Here is a 17,853-nt window from a genome sequence, read left to right on the forward strand (position 1 = left end):
GATAGAAAAAAACTTATATATTCAGCATATGGCTTTTTACGATTTAAATAAACAGGAGCGCTTAAACGTTGTGGCTGAAATTAGCAACAACATGCTTATTGAACTGGGTACAGCAGATTTGAAAAATACAATTCAATATTTTTCAGACGAGGATACCTATATCAGAAAATCGGCCTATTTATCTCTTGGTAAAATATACCTGGCTAAACCCATTCTTCGACCTAAAATAATAAGCAGCCTGGAAAAACTTCTTCCATCAACAGATTATAAAATCCGGCAAACGGTGATCAATGCGGCAGGAGAGATCGGTAAAACGTATTTTGAAAGTGTTCAGCATTTTTTTGATAGGGGTTTGTTCGATGAACACCATTCACCACGCAATGCCGTGATTGGTTCCATAAAAAAAATGGGAGAAGTAAACCCAGTTCCTGTGCTTGGATGGGCAAGGCTGTATTTGCAGCATGAAGATAAAGAGATCCGAAGAGAAATCTGCCATGGTATAGAACTGAGGGGACGCAAATATCCCGGAGACATTTTACCGCTGCTGCAGGAGCTGCAACATGACAAAACAGCAAGAGTCAGGAATACGCTGGTACATGTAATTGGGCAGATAGCTTATAAAAAGGGTTGTATTCAAACTGTAGTTGAACACCTTAAACAATGGGAAAACAAACAGCTTGTAACAGCTGCACTGGAAGAAATTATTGATGTTCATGACCGTTATAAGGACTTTGCTGTTTTAACACAGGAGCAGGCCAGACAGTATATTGAAGATAATTTTTAAATTTCTTCGGAGTGGGGAGAGGCAGCCTATAGCCAGGCCCTACCAAAGCTGCTAAACTTTCCTTATCTTTGCCCTATGAAAAGGATTGCATTTGTCTTCATTTTTATAGTGCTATCAGCAATAGCAGTAAGCAATACAGCCAATGCGCAATGTGCCATGTGTACGGTTAGTGCCGAACAAAGTGTTAAAAATGGCAATACCCAGGGTAAAGGATTAAATTCCGGCATACTCTATCTGTTAGCGATCCCTTACCTTTTAATTACCGGGATTGGAATATTATGGTATGTAAAATATCGTAAAAAGTCGGTAAGCTATGCAGAAAACATCTAAACTATATGCCATAGTACACGGCAAATGTCCTCAATGCCGCCGTGGCGATATCTTTACCGGAAGTTTATACGGTTTCAATGTACAGCGTACCAATACGGTTTGCCCGCATTGCGGACAGCGGTTTGAAATAGAACCCGGATATTTTTATGCCGCAATGTATGTGAGCTATGCGATGAACTGCGCAGAGATGATAGCCCTTGGCGTGGCCACTTATGTATTATCAGGCGGAAACCTTGAATTTGAATCGTTGTGGTTATACCTCACTGTAATTTTTACAGGATGTTTACTTTTGGCACCTTTTAACTATCGCTATTCACGGGTGATTTTATTACATTGGCTTTCTCCAAAAATAAAGTATAACGCCTATTACGATAAGCCATGATTAAGCAAGAAACACTCGCTTTTATAACCGACGTAGCCCAGAATAACAACCGGGAATGGTTTGCTGAGCACAAAGAAAGATATGAAGTTGCCAAAGCTGATGTGCTGTCTTTTGTTGAGCAGCTCATACCGAGGCTGGCGGCAGTAGATCCAGCTTTTTCTATAGATACCCCTGCTAAAAAATGTTTACTGCGCATTTACAGGGATGTGCGTTTCAGCAAAAATAAGGATCCCTATAAAAATAACTTTGGGATTTCATTTAACGTTAAAGGCAATGATATACATGGTCCGGGTTATTACCTGCACATACAGCCTGGCGAATGTTTTTTTGCTGCCGGATTTTGGATGCCGGAAGCTGCTATCCTGAAAAAGATAAGAGAAGAAATTGATTACAATGCTACCGAGTTTCTGGACATCATCAATGACAAAAGCTTTCAAAGTATCTATCACCTAAGCAAAGAGGATACCCTTAAAAATGCACCTAAAGGCTATGAAACAGATCATCCCCAAATCGAATTTTTACGGTTGAAGAGCTTTATCGCGATTTACCCTTTAAAAGATGAAGACTTTTTAAAACCGGGAATCGTTGATAAGTTGAAAACTGCTTTTGAAAGTGTTTATCCATTTCTCTTATTTTTGAGGAAAGCTGTTGACCAGTAAAGTTTATTATACACACACAAATGAAGAAAATCCTTTTATTTTTATTTGCCGGATTACTGGCCAGTGCTTTCAGTTCCTGCGTGATCCTTTCTCCGAAAAAATACAAGTCTCTGCTGGCCAAACAGGATTCCCTGAACAAGGGCTGGAATGAGTCGCAATTGATGAACGAAAACCTGGAAGGCCTGATTGCTAAACTCAGAAAAGATACTACTGGACTGAGCAGTGCGCTAAACGACATGAAGAGCAGGTATTCAGAAATGGACAACAACTATTCAAAATTACGCAGCAACAGCTCTACTGAGATCAACAAGCTGTCTGCCGATCTGAAAAAACGTGAGCAACGGCTAAAAGAAGTAGAAGAAATTTTGCGGAAGCGCGATGAAGCTACCAATAAGCTCAAAGAGAAACTACAGCAGGCCCTGCTTGGATTTACCCAGAGTGGTTTAACTGTAGAAATCAAGAATGGCAAGGTGTATGTGTCCTTAACCGATAAGCTATTGTTCCCTTCGGGAAGTATCATTATAGATGAAAAAGGTAAGCAGGCCTTAACGCAGCTGGCCGATGTATTGAAGCAACAGCCGGAAATAAATATTGCGGTTGAAGGGCATACGGACTCACAAAAGATTACCAACCTGGGGCAGATCAAGGACAACTGGGACCTGAGTGTGTTAAGGTCTACTTCGGTGGTGCGGTTCCTGACCGAGATCTGTAAAGTACAGCCGGTAAGGATGACTGCTACAGGCAAGGGAGAGTTTCAGCCATTGGGACCAAATACCAGCGCCGAAAGCCGCAGTAAAAACAGGAGAATTGAGATTGTACTTTCTCCGAAACTGGATGAATTGTACGACCTGATCAAGCAGTAAGAACAGCATTGATTTATAGAAATGAGCCGGTAGAGCAGAAATGCTTTTACCGGCTCATTTTTGTTTTATTTAATTTGTTTTTATATATTCGGGTACGTAACCAATCAACATGACCAGATCTACCTATGCTGATTTAAGTGACAGGCAATTGCTTGATTTATTACAGGAAGGTAATGAACGGGCCCTGTCTGAAATATATGAGCGCTACTGGTCTAAATTATATTTACAGGCTTACAATGTCATCCGGGACCGGCAGGTTTCAGAAGATATTGTCCAGGAAGTAATTGTACAGCTATGGGTAAAGCGTTCGGTAAACCAAATCGATTGTTTAAAGGCTTACCTGTACACTTGTGTCAAATATCAGGTCTTTAAAGCATTACCGCTGGTAAAACACAGACCTGTAATCTATCCTGATCACTTTTCTTTTGTGAACGACACAGATAGCCCGCTGATTACCAAAGATATTCAGCGATTATTGGACGAAGCAATAGCAAACTTACCTTTAAAATGCCGTAACGTATTTAACCTGAGCAGAAAGGACCACCTTTCTACCAAGGAAGTGGCCATGCGTTTGGGGATTACCCCAAAAACAGTTGAAAACCAGCTGACAATTGCATTAAGGCGCATCAGGTTTGCATTAGATAAAGTGCTGTTACTTGCCCTGGTAATTGGTAGCATCAGGCTGTAACAATTTCCTCAACCAATTTAAAATATTTTAAATCTCTTTTGGGGGTACAGACCATTATTTAGTACTTACAGTAATTAACCATGAACAGAACCGAATTTGAACATTTAGCGAAAGAATATCTGGAGGGTAGTATTAGCCCAGGAGACGAAAAACGTTTGCTTGCTTATTATGATGCCATACAGCAAAAGGATATGGACTGGGACGAGGAAGAAATGGGTCCGCAGCAACAGCTGAAAATGGAACTGTACCAGAAAGTGCTGGAGGATATTGCCCGACATGAGGAATTAAAGCCTGCAGGCAAACCAGGCCTTGTCCGGTTGAACTGGATTGCTGTAGCTGCCGTACTTGCGGTGGCATCGATGACCTTCTTTTTTTATGTTAAAAAAGCATCATTGCCTCCCGTTAAACATGTTAGTGCTGGTATAGAGGATGTATTGCCAGGAGGGAACAAGGCCGTTCTGACACTGGCCGATGGCTCTGAAGTAAGCCTTGACGATACCGAAGATGGCGTGGTAACCACCCAGGGGAATATCATTGTAGATAAAAATAAGGATGGACAACTGATTTATCGTGTCCGATCAGCAGGAGGAAACAGCGCCGAGGCGAAACCGGTTTACAATACCATCCGGACACCTCATGGTGGCCAATATCAGCTGGTGCTATCAGACCAGACAAAAGTATGGCTCAATGCAGGTTCGTCTATTAAGTTCCCTACGGTCTTTATAGGTAATGAAAGGTGTGTAACGGTTAAAGGTGAAGCATATTTTGAAGTTGCCAAAGATAAACGAAGGCCTTTCAAAGTGTTTAGTGCGCAACAGCAGATAGAAGTATTGGGCACCCATTTTAATGTGAATGCTTATGAAGATGAGGCAGAGGTAAAAACTACCTTGCTTGAAGGGGCTGTAAAGATAGTTTATGGCAATTTAAGTCGTGTGATTAAACCCGGACAGCAGGCCCGTTTATTGGAAGAAACCGGCAAAATGGAGTTGGCCGAGGTGGACATAGAAGAGGCCGTTTCGTGGAAAAACGGATATTTTATGTTCGACAATGAAGACATCCATAGCGTTATGCGCAAAATATCGCGCTGGTATGATGTAGAGGTAGTCTTTTTAAATAATCAGATCAGCGAAAGGTTTGGGGGTACGGTTTCAAAATTCGAAAACGTATCGCAGGTGCTTAAAATATTAGAAGTAACAGGAACTATTCATTTTAAAATTGATGGAAGGAGAATAATCGTTATGCAATAAAAAAAAATACCTATAAAATCGGGACAAAAAACAGGGGCGGTTGGAACGCCCCTGTAAAATTGAGCTCCCATTAAATAAAGCAAGCATTAATCACAACTCAAATTATTCAAATGTATGAAATTTTATCTATTACACTTATCGGGTGAAAGGTTGCCCGTATACCATAAATTTCTTTTAGTGATGAAACTTACAATGATTTTACTTCTGGCCGCAATAATGCATGTAAACGCTACCGGTTATGCTCAAAAAATCACTTTGCTAAAAAAAGATGCACCACTTGTACAGGTACTGAAGGCCATCAGGCAGCAGAGCGGCTATAACTTTGTATATAATCAGAAAAGTTTAAAGATTGCGAAGAACGTTAATATAAATGTAACAGACATTGATATTGAAGAAGCGCTTAAATTAAGTTTTGCCAACCAGCCCTTTACTTACGAAGTACTGATGAACACGGTAATTATTAAGCCGCTTAAAAGGGAAAGTCTGGTCATAGCCGATATCAGGATAACGGGAACGGTTACCGATGCAAACGGAGGGCCTTTGCCTGGTGTAAGTATCAAAGTAAAAGGAAGTACCGCAGGTGTTTCGACCGACCCTTCGGGTAAATATCAGCTCAATGCTCCGGCAAGTGGAACGCTTATATTCTCTTTTGTTGGGTTCATTACAAAGGAAATTGCTATAAATAACCAGAGTACCATCAATGTGAAGATGGAAGAAAGTTCGGGTGAATTGACGGAAGTGGTGGTTACTGCCCTGGGATTGACCCGTCAGAAAAAAACACTCACTTACAGTACCCAGAGTGTAAGTACGAAAGAACTTTCGCAAAGCCGGGACCTGAATGTGGTGAATGCCCTGCAGGGTAAGGTTGCCGGATTAAACATCGGATCGGGCTCCAGCGGGGTAGGTGCTGCAGCCAGGGTGATCCTGAGGGGTAACCGATCTATAAATGGCAATAGTCAGCCCCTGTATGTTATTGACGGGGTACCGGTGCGGGGGAACCCGGCCGACCTTAACCCGGACAACATTGCAGCCATTAACGTGCTTAAAGGTGCAAACGCCGCAGCATTATATGGTAGCGCGGGACAAAATGGAGTAATTATTATAGAGACCAAAAAGGGCAGGCAGGGTGAAAAGTCTGTTGATATTAGCCTGAACGCTACCTATATGGGCCAGGAACCTATCCAGTCAATTCCTTTTCAATATCAGTACGGACAGGGGGCGGGCGGCATTTACAACCGTTCGTCTGAGGAATCCTGGGGCCCTGCGCTTGATGGAAAAATGGTAGCTACCTGGTCGCAAGACCCGGCAAAGGCTGGCACTACTTATCCTTTTCTTGGGCAGAAAAATGTAAGGGAAGGCATTTTCCAGACCGGTCATAATTCGGCAACCAATCTATCTGTGGCCACTTCGGGCGAAAAAACACAGACTGCTTTTAACTATACTTATACGGATGCTACAGGCATTATTCCGAACAATGCTTTGCAGCGGCATAACCTAACAGTTAGGATGACCAATCAGCTGTCAAAAAGATTAAGTCTGGACAGCAAGCTTGATTATGCAAAACAAAATATTGACAACAGACTGGATGAAGGGGAGTCGAGCTACAACCCCATCCGTCAGATTTATACCATGCCCCCAAATATACGACAGGAGGACGTTGAAGATTTTGAATATGTTGATCCTTCTCTGGGTGTTACCAAACAGGATTACTGGGCACCTGGATCGGTTACCAGCGCCAACCCTTACTGGGCCTTATACCGCAATTTAAGATACAATAAATCGGATAGGGTAATTGCGCTGACCTCGCTTTCCTATCTTTTTACCGATGACCTTAAGCTGATGCTTAGGGGGTCTTATGATGGTGAATCTGTAGGTAATGAAGAGAAATCCTATTACGGTACCTACCGTGACCCGCTGGGGCGCTATGCTTTAGGTGCAGGAAATTCACAGCAGGCTATCGGTGATTTTCTGCTCAGTTATACAAAAAAATTCAGTGCCGACTGGTCGGTACAGGCTAATTTTGGCGGCGAGATCAGAAATAACAAAAGCAGTTCAGTTACCGCTTCAACAGGAGCGGGCATGAATGTTCCCAACCTGTTTGCGCTGAGTAACACCAGTTTGCCTACTGCCGTTAACACGTTAAGTAAATTTGAAACGCAATCGCTCTATACCAATGCACAATTTGGCTGGAAAGATGTTTTATTTTTAGATGTTAGTGCACGTAACGACTGGAATTCCACACTTCCGGCAAATAACAGGTCTTACTTCTATCCTTCGGCAGGTGTAAGTGCCATTATTTCCGAAATGGTAAAATTGCCCCAGGCCATTTCTTACCTGAAGTTAAGAGGGTCCTGGGCACAGGTAGGTAATGGGGCACAACCTTATCAGTTGCAACGTTATGGATCCGGACTGGCAGGTGGTCCGCTGGGTTATATCCTGTTGAATTCTGTATTGCCAAATACCGAGCTTAAGCCTGAAAGGACCACTTCAACCGAGATTGGCTTGGAAATGAGCATGTTTAGCAGCAGGATTGGCCTGGACCTTACTTTGTATAAAACCAATACAAATGATCAGCTGTTCCCGCAGGCCTTACCTGTAGGCTCAGGCGCGGCCAGCTTTTTTACCAACGGTGGTGATGTACAAAATAAAGGTATAGAAGTCATTTTAAATACAACGCCTGTAAAAACCGGGAATTTTACCTGGAACCTGAACTTTAATTATGCGGTGAACGAAAATATTGTAAAGAAATTATCAAAAGACCTTCCCAGATTGGTTGTTGGCAGCGACTCTTACATGCGTGAATTTGTTTTAGAGGAAGGAAAACCTTTTGGATTGATCTATGGCAAGGGTTATCTGCGCAATGCTCAGGGAAATGTACTGGTTGGTACCAACGGCCTGCCGCAGTTTACCGCAGGACGAACGGTATTACTGGGTAATATCAATCCGAAATGGACCGGCGGACTGTCGACTTCCCTGTCTTATAAAAACTGGACTGCCAATTTTGTGATCTCCCATAAACAGGGCGGAGTGGTAGCTTCATTTACAGATGCCATATTGTATGGCAACGGACTTGTTGAAGAAACATTACAGGGCCGTGAAGGCGGACTGATCTTCGGGCAGAATATTTTTACGGGCATTACTGCTGTAAAAGCAGCCGATGGTACACCCAATGACATTAAGGTAAACGCAGAGACCTTATGGAAAGGAATGGGATCGAGAACTGCACCTGTGGGAGAGGTTTTTACTAGAAGTGCCACCAATACCCGTTTAAGGGAAATGAGCATTGGTTACAAGCTGCCGCAATCTTTATTTAAACGTCTGCCATTTTCTGCAGTAGAAATTTCTGTAGTAGGCCGTAACCTTTTCTTTTTATACAGAGAGGATTCAAATATAGATCCTGATTTTACTCAGGGCATAGAAACCATCTCTGAAGGCTTCCAATCGTTCGCGCCACCTACTACACGTTCCTTTGGTGCAAACCTGAGAATTAATTTTTAAGTCAAATGCTATCCTTAAAATTTAAGAAAATGAAAGAAATATTGAAACATTATAAATCCCCGGTGATGGTTGCATTGTTGCTCTTTATCAGTGCGTTTATTGGCTGCACAGATAAGTTTGATGAATTGAACACACCCGAAAATCAATTACCGGAAGAAGAGATTAATTCTGCAACGGTTGGACAGGCCTTTGGTTATGCACAATATTACGGGCTGGGTGCTACTTATGTTCAGGTGCAGGAAAACCTGCATGCCCATCTGTTTGCCCAATATTTTACAACCAATGTAGCTACCTTCAGTACGGAACGTTATGTACCTAACGGTACCTGGGTAGATCTTTTCTGGAAAGAATTTTATACCAAGCCGGCATTAATGCAGTTTACCACAGAACAGGTAACTAAGGCCAACAATATGGTACTGGCCAATGCCATAGCAAAAGTTTGGCGTGTAGTGATCTACCATCGCATGACCGATTATTTCGGGCCGGTTATTTATTCAAAATTTGGCAACCAGCAAACCAGTGTGGCCTTCGATTCGCAAAAGGACATCTACTATGACTTTTTTAAAACACTGGACGAAGCCGTTGAAGTATTTAAACAAAATCCCTCGGGCAATGCATTTGGTACTTACGACCAGGTTTACGCCGGCAGTGCTGCTAAATGGTTAAAATTTGCCGGTTCTTTGCGGTTAAGGCTGGCCATGCGCCTGGCCTATGCAGACGGGCCCAAAGCGAAAGCAGAAGCTGAAAAAGCAATTGCTGACGGTGTTATCTTAACCAATGCCGAAAATGCAGGGGTATTATCCACCCTTAACAGCACCAATATCCTGTCACGCATTACCTATCTTGTAAATGATTTCCGTGCAAATAGCAGCATGCTGAGTGTGTTAAAAGGCTATAATGATCCGCGTTTAAGTATTTATTATTCTCCCGCCGCTACCGGCGGACAATATGCCGGGTTGCGCAATGGGCTGGCTGCTGCTGACAGGGGTGCTGTTGTAGCACCAACTACTTCATTTGTAGGCCCGCAATGGATTGGTAATCCGCCAAGGCCGGGAACGGTAAACCCTACACTTGTACTTACGGCATCCGAAGTTGCATTTTTGCGTGCGGAAGGTGCTTTAAGGAACTGGAACATGGGCACGGGTACAGCCCAGAGCTTTTACAATTCAGGGATCAGTCTTTCCCTTACACAAAATGTAACCGGTATCACCAATACGCAGATTACGGCTTATCAAAATACCCTTACCACACCAGTACCCCTGGCAGATAAATGGAATTCCCCGGCAATGAGCAATATTCCGGTATTGTACAACCTGGCTGGAAGTTTTGAACAGCAACTGGAGCAGATCATTACACAAAAGTGGCTGGCCATTTATCCCGACGGTTATGAGGCATGGGCAGAACGCAGGCGCACAGGCTATCCAAGGGGTTATGCACTCATCGGATCAGATAATCCCGACCTGTCGGCCACAGATCTGGCCAGAAGGGTAATTTATGCACCCTCAGAAGTTACGACCAACAGGGATGCTTACCAGGCTGCCCTGGGCTTACTGGGTGGGGCCGACAATATGAAAACAAGGGTATGGTGGGATCAGAAACCATTATCGGCTTATCCAACACCAACAAATTAAAATCTAATTTAAAATTTATGAGTTATGAAAACTTTAAAAAATAAGATTATAATGCTGTTTTTCCTGGTGCTGTATATTTTTACAGGCTGTAAGCAGGCAGATCTGCGTGAGCAAAAAGGTGCTGATGTAGCAGGCACAATGGCCGGGCCAATGGGCTTATTATCGGTGGTCAGCCCTGTTCAGCTCAAAAATTTTGATTATCCGGTGGGCAGCACCAACCGGCTTTTTCTGGGGGTGGCCTGTGGAAATTTTGATGGCAGTGGCATCGCCACCATGGCAATGGTCAAAAGGGCAACCAGCCATGTGATATTTATGCGCTCGGCAAACGATGGCAGTCATTACCAAATCCCTTTTTCTTTTGATGTGAGCACCGCTGGCAATGATTTTAAAGGGATTGCAGCCGGAGATATGAATGGTGATGGAGTTGATGAACTGATCATACTAAGAAATGGTGCCGGGATTACCAATATCCTGGTTTACAAAATCCCGCTTAATTTCTCGGGAGCTGTTACTTTGCTGGCTTCCATACAGGTAGGTTCCGGCCTTTACAATTATAAAGGAATTGCTGCGGGTGATTTTGACGGCGATGGCAAAGCTGAACTTGTGGTAGCAAAAGATGCACACTCGCAATTCATTTTTTATGCACTTTCTGGCAGCTCCCTGGTCTTGAAAGGATACATTAATCTTCCGGATGGAGCAGCGGTAAATCAATGGGGAGGGGTAGCGGCAGGCGATCTGGACGGCGATGGTAAAGCAGAATTCATGGCAGTACGAAATGGCAGCGGTAGTGATGATGATATCCTGGTTTATAAAGTTTCCGGTACAAGTACCTGGACTGTTAACGCAGCAGGAAGTTTTAATTATGCAGGTGGCACTACCCATTACCCATGGTTAGGAGTTACAATTGGTGAATTTGACCAGGATAAAACCAATGGAAAAGAATTTGTCCTGTACAAAAACAGCAGTTCTTATTTTAGCTATCATCATTACAATGGTACAGGAACTGCACCCAGCCTGCTGAGTACGCAGGATTTCTCCAGTGAAACAGCATGGCCCTGGACGGGTATTGCGGCCGGACAGACCATTATTAATGTGGGTGGCGACCAGCTGGTAGGTGTAAGGCAAAAAACGGGGGGTACTACCCTGGGTGTGTTCGGAGATATACAGACCAGATTTAATGCTAAAAAACTGAATTTATCCCGTAACGGTTTCAGTTTTGGGTCTTATCACCAGGCATTTATGCGAAATGCAGACGGCAGCCTGAATGTGGCCGGCCTGAAAACATTTTGTGAAACCAATAAAATCTACACTTTTGCCTTTATGGTAGCAGATCGCTGGATTGATCCCTCTACTGGTACCTACCCTCCCAAAGGGACGGAATATAAGGCCTTGATTGAATTTTTAGAACTGCTTAAATCCAGTGGATCGCCAATTAAGGTAATCCCTGTATTGGTTCCCCCAAGTGAAAGTGGCCCTACCCCAAGTTACCTGCCGCAGCCGGGAGATTCACCTTATATTGGCAGTACCGAACTTGGTGGCAGCATCAACGATGAACGTGCCCTTTTTTCTGGTGGCCCCGGCAATCCTAATGCGAATGACTTTGCTGCATGGTTTAAACTGTTGGGTATACTGGCCAATAAGTATCCAAATCTTGCCGGAATCAATATTGATGATTTTGACCACAATACCAATGAAACTGGGACGAAGATTTTTACCCGTGTAATGCTGGGTAAAATGATAAAGAACCTGCGTGAACAAAATCAGGATATTGCTTTTATACCTACTGCTTATTATGCGGTTACCACAGGTCAGAACTGGGTAAGGGAGTATACAGATGGTTTTATCTTCTACTTTAGAAATGAAAAAACAAAGAACCCCACTACAATAATCCCTCCTGATGTAACAAGGACAGGTACCGCATGGAATATGCACGGGGCAGTGGTGCTTCCTTCCTCAGATATTGCTGGCGGACAGAACCTGGTCAATACAGAGATTAACGATTTTTCAGCATGGCAGGCCAATGCATACAGACTGCTGTTTCTTGGCATTTATGCCTCTACGCATAGCCAAAGTACCACTGCACCCACTGCTTTTACAACAGATAAGTTGATGGGGGTTGCAAAAACGAATGCGAAGGTACACGGACTGATGATCTATACCACGCAAAGCCCCGGTACACCAATTGGCTCAGCGGTATATGCACGGTTTAATTCCTGGTGGTAAAATAATTTAATTTCGCTTTCAGGGGTGTCCGGTTTACCGGGCACCTTTTTTTATGATTTACGTACACGTTTGTGTAACAACTTAGTTTATTTTCGAAAGAAATGGTAGGCAAGCCTTTGATTTTTAAATTATATGATTATTTTCGGTAACGTTAACGTATTCGATTAGGTAACGAATACGGACGGTTATTAAAAAATAGTTTATCATTTAACACACCCCAAATGAAACTAAAATTTAGCCTGATCCATGTATTCATGGTCCTGATGTTATTGGGACATACTAATGCCCATGCCGGCCGGATCTATGGTGGCTTCTATACCGCTGAAAAAATAGCCAATGTAAGAAGCAATTGTAACAGATATGATTGGGCTGCAAAACAAAGGGACCGGTTTATTGCCCAGGCAAAATACTGGCTGGCCAAAGATGACGAAACGCTATGGGCCATGGTTCCCGGACAGGACCTGCCGCGATGCATAGATGTTACCTTTGACAGGCTGACCGAGGGCCCTAAATTTTTAGGTTGTCTGAAATGCGGACACAACATTTCAAAATATGGTAATTATCCATACAATCCTGAATTCGAGCAAAAGCCCTGGAAATTGACCTGCCCTTCCTGCGGCACTGTTTTTCCTACCAACGATTTTGGTAAATATTATAAAAGTGCCATTGATGAACATGGTCTTTTTAATCCGGCAAGTGGCGACAAGAGCCTGCTTTACAACCTGGAACATCCTGATCCAAAAGATCCGCTGCATAAATATGGTGTAGACGATGGATTTGGTTATGTAAATGAAAATGGGCGGTCGTACAGGTTCATCGGATATTATACCTGGAAGTACTGGGACCATATTAATGCAGGACTCAACGCCCTGGCAAATGCATTTTTGTATACCGGAGATCAGCGCTACGCACATAAGGCGGCAATTTTGCTGGACCGCATAGCGGATGTTTATCCCGACATGGATTGGGCGCCTTATTCAAAAAAAGGCTGGTACCATTCGGATGGAGGGACAAACAGAGGTAAAATAGAGGGAGCCATCTGGGAAACCGGTACAGTTCAGGGCTTTGCAGATGCTTATGATAAAATTTTAAGTGGTACGGTTAATGATGCTTCACTTTATTCATTTTTAAAAAAGCAATCGTTGAAATATAAACTGCCCGGGGCCAAAGGCACACGGGACCTGTTTGTAAAAAATGTTGATGACGGAATCTTGCGTACAGCTTTTAAAGGCGTGCTTTCAAAACAGATCTGGGGCAACCAGGGTATGCACCAGTTAACTGTTGCCAGATGTGCAGTAGCTTTAAATACGGCCCCTGAAACTACGGAATGGCTCGATTGGTTGTTTACCCATGATGGAGGAAACATTCCGGGCCTGATGATCCGTAACCTGGACAGAGATGGTACTACCGATGAAGGTGCTCCGGGGTATACTTATATGTGGGGAAACCTGATCGCCAAACTCGGGGTGCTCCTGGCTGACTACAAGAGTTATACCAAGCACGATATTTTTGCCGAATATCCTCAGTTCAACGCTACATTTATGGCGGCCTACCGCATGTCTGTATTAGGGATTTCGATACCTAATATCGGCGACGCAGGCGCTACAGGTACGGTTACCAACAGTTATATCGACCCCAATTTTATTGCCCTGGGGTATTTTTATACCAGAGATCCGCAAATGGCAATTGCAGCCTACCGGGCAAATGGTAATTCTGTAAAGGGGCTGGGAATGGACATCTATTCCAAAGATCCTGAATCACTGAGCCGGGAGATCAAAAGCGTTGCAGAAAAGAACCCCGCAAATGACGGAAGAGGGGGATTGATGAGCGGATTTGGCCTGGCCTCACTGGAAATTGGTAAAGGCACATCGGGCATTGCACTGGCCAGCAATTTTGGACGGAGCATTAAACATGCACATCCGGATATGCTCAATTTTGACCTGCTGGCTTATGGCAACTGGCTTGCGCCTGATCATGGATACCCCGAATATGCAACAAAATGGCCAAGTAACAACGAATGGACAGGCAGTACGCTTTCGCACAACCTGGTATTTGTAAACGGGCTTCCGCAAAAGGAAGTATGGGGCGGACATACCCGGATGTTTAAACAGCTGAAAGGATTTGGGGCTTTTGAACTTGATGGAAAAAAGGCCTATCCGGATGTAAAGGAATACAGTCGGACAATGTTGTTGATCGAAGGACCCGATACCGGCAATGCCTATGCAATAGATATATTCCGGGTATTGGGTGGTCATGATCATCTGTACAGTTTTCATGGCCCGCCAGGAACGATCAGTACCGAAGGATTAAAGTTAAAGCCCCAGCAGGGAGGAACTTATGCCGGAACTGAAGTAGCCAAAGGTACGCTTGCCAAAGGTTTTCCAATTGGTTATTCACATTTATACAATGTTAAAAGAGACACCATTCCTCCCCCACAATTTATGCTCGACTGGAAAGTGGAGGATGGCTACAGAAATGTTAAAGCAACAGACCATCTGCATTTGCGTATGTACGCGTTGAACCAGGTGGATGATGTGGCCTTGGCCGATGGTGATCCACCACAGAATAAAACGGGTAATCCTAAAACGCTCGGTTATGTTTTAATGCACCGCGCAGCACCAGCGCTAAACAGTAATTTCGTTAACCTGATTGAACCTTATAAGCAAAACCCCTTTATCAAATCCGTAAAACGTTTGGATGAGGGGAAAAACATGCAGGTATCGCTAAAGATAGAACATGTAAACGGAGAGATAGATTATATCCTTTATAATCCGGATTCAACACAAACTATGCAGACTGCAGATGGATTGAAAATGGATGGGACCCTTGGCTATGTGAGACAAAAGGGGGGTAAGCCTGTTGAAGGGATCCTGCTGAATGGCAAACGGCTCAGCTATGCAAACATGAACCTGATAGCTGCAGGACCGATCAGGGGAAAAGTGGTGAAAATGAACAGGGAATTAAAGGGGGGAGGATGGCTGCTGGTTGATCAGCAGCTACCTGTTGATGGAAGTTTAAACGGATCTCAGCTCATGGTCAGCACAGAAGGGAAACGCGATGCCTGCTATTCAATTGTCGGCATTGAGCGTCAGGGCAATTTAACCAGGGTTTACTGCGGCCCCATTACTTTTGTTAATGATTATAAAGGTGAAAATTATAAAGAAGGATTGATGTATGACTTTGAAGAAGGCGCTGCATTTACCATTACTTCTCATAAAATATGGAAACAAAAAATTTGATCAGCCGGCCTTTTAGAAAATAAATTTGAAAATACAGAATTTACTCCCTACCTTACGGGTACGTTACCGTTTTGTGCAGCTTTCTCCGTTAGCGTATGCTTGAAGATGGCCCTGCAGAGAGCTGGTTTTGAACGTTTTTTGACACATAAATAAAATTAAAACTAAAAAAATGAAGAGTGTTTTTGTTGGCAGACATGTCCGTTTATCCGTTCTGTTTACTTTATTCGGTGCAACCTGTCTGGCACAGCGTTATCCAGGGCCGCTTTCTCCGGAGCAGTCGTTGAGCAAGTTAAAAATTGTGAACGGGTTTAAAGTGCAGTTATTTGCTGCCGAACCTTACGTGCTAGATCCGGTAGCTTTGGAATTTGATGAACAGGGCAATGCCTATGTGGTAGAAATGCCCGATTATCCTTATGAGGTTGAGCCTGGAAAAGGAAAGGGCCGTATCCGTCTTTTAAAAGATACCAATGGCGATGGCCGTGTAGATAAATCGACAATATTTGCGGAAAATGTTACTGAAGCTACCAGTATTTTGCCCTGGAAAGGCGGACTTATTGTTACTGCAGCCCCCAATATCCTTTACTTGAAAGATACTGACGGAGATGGCAAAGCTGACGTTAGGGAAGTGCTTTTTTCCGGCTTTTTTCAGGACAATTCAGAAGCACAGGTTACCAGTTTGCGCCTGGGCATAGACAATTGGATTTATGCAAACAACCGTGGACAAAGTGGGATGGTCACTTTCAGCAAAACTCCCGGAGCCCCACCTGTTTCTGTACGCGGAGCAGATTTCCGGTTCCGGCTGGATAAAAATAAATTTGAGCTGGAAACCGGCCCGGGTCAGTTTGGCCAGGCCATTGACGATTGGGGACACCGGTTTTTTACAGAAAACTCTATTCACATCCAGCAATCCATCATTCCGTGGAGATATACGCACAGACACCCTTACCTGGGCCTTTCTAAATTTGTGGTAAACATTTCTGATCATCAGGAAATCATGTTCCAAAAAACTGAGGCACCATACTGGAGGGCCGAAAGGACCAGACGCCGTAATCAGAACTTCAAGGAAGCAAACGTAAATAGAGTAGAGTACGCCGATGGCCACTTCACTGGTGCCTCTGGCGGAACCATTTATACAGGTGACGGTTTTCCAAAAGAATACCAGGGCAATTTTTTTGTAACAGATGTATCAGGTAACCTTGTACATAGAGATATACTTAGTGCCGTAGATAAAAGCCCGGTTATGGTGGCTAAACGTGGCGCGCAGGAAAAAGATGTGGAGTTTTTATATTCTACTGATACCTGGTTCCGTCCGATCACCTTTACAACAGGTCCTGATGGATATTTGTATTTACTGGATTATTACAGACAACATATTGAGACTCCGGTTTCAATAGATGACGACCTGAAAGCGGATATGGATTTCATGGCCGGAAGTGATAAAGGCAGGATTTACCGCATTTTACCTGATAATGCAAATGTTAAAAATGTAAAAGTAGACCTTAAAAATACGAGCAGCGCCAAACTTGTTGCAGTACTTGCCCATCCCAATGGCTGGTGGCGCAGCCAGGCTCACAGACTCCTGATCGAGCGTGGCGATAAATCTGTAGTTCCGGCTGTTAAAGCCTTGCTGAATACCAGTAGGGATGCAAGGGCCAGGCTTCATGCCATCTATGTGCTGGAAGGATTAGATGCATTAGATGCAGCGGTGGTAAAAAAAGGGTTGCAGGATGCTGAGCCCGGTGTACGCGAAAATGCCGTTATACTGGCCGAACGTTTTCCTGAATGCTTGCCGCAGGTGGTACAGAAAATCAATGATCCGGCAAACAGGGTAGCCTTTCAGGCAGCCCTAAGTTTAGGCGAGTTCAATGGTAAAGACGTTGTTCCGGCACTTGCAAAGGTAATTGCCCAATATGGACAGGATTCATGGTTCAGAATAGCTGTTTTAAGCTCTAATGCAGGTTCTTCGGCAGAATTGCTGACTGCATTGGTTCAGCAGCCGTCTTTCTCCCAGAAAGAAGAGGCATGGAAACTTGGTTTTCTTGAAGACTTATCGGCAATTGTTGGTGCAAGAAATAACAAAGAGCAGGTGCATGCTTACCTCGAAACCTTATCACAGCCGGCCCTGGAAAAAGGAGCATGGCAGACAAGCCTGTTAAAGGGATTGAAAAAGGGCCTGGGTAAAGCTACTGGTGCAAATGCCGCATTAAAAGACGCTGTTGGCAATATAAAAACGGATTCTGGTGCTGATGTCAAAGCTTCAGTTTTGAAGTTGAAAACTCTGTATTAATCGTTAAAAAATTAAACTATAC

General features: G+C 43.7%; 12 protein-coding genes. All 12 read left to right on the forward strand.

Translation table 11 applies throughout. The features are described 5' to 3' along the window. Positions 1-28: 28 nt before the first annotated feature. The 12 genes from PHEP_RS01600 to PHEP_RS01655 all read left to right on the forward strand — a co-directional run bounded on the left by PHEP_RS01600 (position 29) and on the right by PHEP_RS01655 (position 17,831). Positions 29-784, forward strand: a complete 756-nt coding sequence (locus tag PHEP_RS01600) for a HEAT repeat domain-containing protein (protein WP_012780498.1) — start codon at positions 29-31, stop codon at positions 782-784. A 75-nt stretch (positions 785-859) separates the two neighbouring features. Then, positions 860-1,114: a hypothetical protein gene (locus PHEP_RS01605; RefSeq protein ID WP_012780499.1), complete on the forward strand. Its 255-nt coding sequence runs from the start codon at positions 860-862 to the stop codon at positions 1,112-1,114. Then, positions 1,098-1,496 carry a DUF983 domain-containing protein gene (locus PHEP_RS01610; protein WP_012780500.1) on the forward strand — a complete coding sequence of 133 codons (399 nt, stop codon included), beginning with the start codon at positions 1,098-1,100 and terminating at the stop codon, positions 1,494-1,496. The genes PHEP_RS01605 and PHEP_RS01610 overlap by 17 nt, the downstream gene beginning before the upstream one ends. After that, positions 1,493-2,155, forward strand: coding sequence for a DUF2461 domain-containing protein (locus tag PHEP_RS01615; protein ID WP_012780501.1), 663 nt, complete (start codon positions 1,493-1,495; stop codon positions 2,153-2,155). The genes PHEP_RS01610 and PHEP_RS01615 overlap by 4 nt, the downstream gene beginning before the upstream one ends. 20 nt (positions 2,156-2,175) lie before the next feature. Beyond that, positions 2,176-3,018: an OmpA/MotB family protein gene (locus PHEP_RS01620; protein ID WP_012780502.1), complete on the forward strand. Its 843-nt coding sequence runs from the start codon at positions 2,176-2,178 to the stop codon at positions 3,016-3,018. Positions 3,019-3,127: 109 nt separating this feature from the next. Then, positions 3,128-3,706 (forward strand): sigma-70 family RNA polymerase sigma factor, encoded by a 579-nt coding sequence (locus tag PHEP_RS01625; RefSeq protein WP_012780503.1) that lies wholly within the window; start codon positions 3,128-3,130, stop codon positions 3,704-3,706. An 80-nt stretch (positions 3,707-3,786) separates the two neighbouring features. Continuing rightward, positions 3,787-4,953 carry a FecR family protein gene (locus PHEP_RS01630; RefSeq protein ID WP_012780504.1) on the forward strand — a complete coding sequence of 389 codons (1,167 nt, stop codon included), beginning with the start codon at positions 3,787-3,789 and terminating at the stop codon, positions 4,951-4,953. A gap of 180 nt (positions 4,954-5,133) precedes the next feature. After that, positions 5,134-8,451, forward strand: coding sequence for a SusC/RagA family TonB-linked outer membrane protein (locus PHEP_RS01635; protein ID WP_202901283.1), 3,318 nt, complete (start codon positions 5,134-5,136; stop codon positions 8,449-8,451). A gap of 29 nt (positions 8,452-8,480) precedes the next feature. Beyond that, a complete protein-coding gene (locus tag PHEP_RS01640) occupies positions 8,481-10,082 on the forward strand; it encodes a SusD/RagB family nutrient-binding outer membrane lipoprotein (protein ID WP_036675091.1) in 1,602 nt (533 codons plus the stop codon). A gap of 24 nt (positions 10,083-10,106) precedes the next feature. Beyond that, entirely contained in the window at positions 10,107-12,305 is a 2,199-nt protein-coding gene (locus tag PHEP_RS01645) for an FG-GAP repeat domain-containing protein (protein ID WP_012780507.1), read from the forward strand. A gap of 221 nt (positions 12,306-12,526) precedes the next feature. Beyond that, positions 12,527-15,544 carry a heparinase II/III domain-containing protein gene (locus tag PHEP_RS01650; protein ID WP_012780508.1) on the forward strand — a complete coding sequence of 1,006 codons (3,018 nt, stop codon included), beginning with the start codon at positions 12,527-12,529 and terminating at the stop codon, positions 15,542-15,544. Between the two features lie 169 nt (positions 15,545-15,713). Further along, positions 15,714-17,831 carry a PVC-type heme-binding CxxCH protein gene (locus PHEP_RS01655; RefSeq protein WP_012780509.1) on the forward strand — a complete coding sequence of 706 codons (2,118 nt, stop codon included), beginning with the start codon at positions 15,714-15,716 and terminating at the stop codon, positions 17,829-17,831. Positions 17,832-17,853 lie beyond the last annotated feature (22 nt).

It is taken from the genome of Pedobacter heparinus DSM 2366, assembly GCF_000023825.1.
In the GTDB taxonomy this organism is placed as follows: domain Bacteria; phylum Bacteroidota; class Bacteroidia; order Sphingobacteriales; family Sphingobacteriaceae; genus Pedobacter; species Pedobacter heparinus.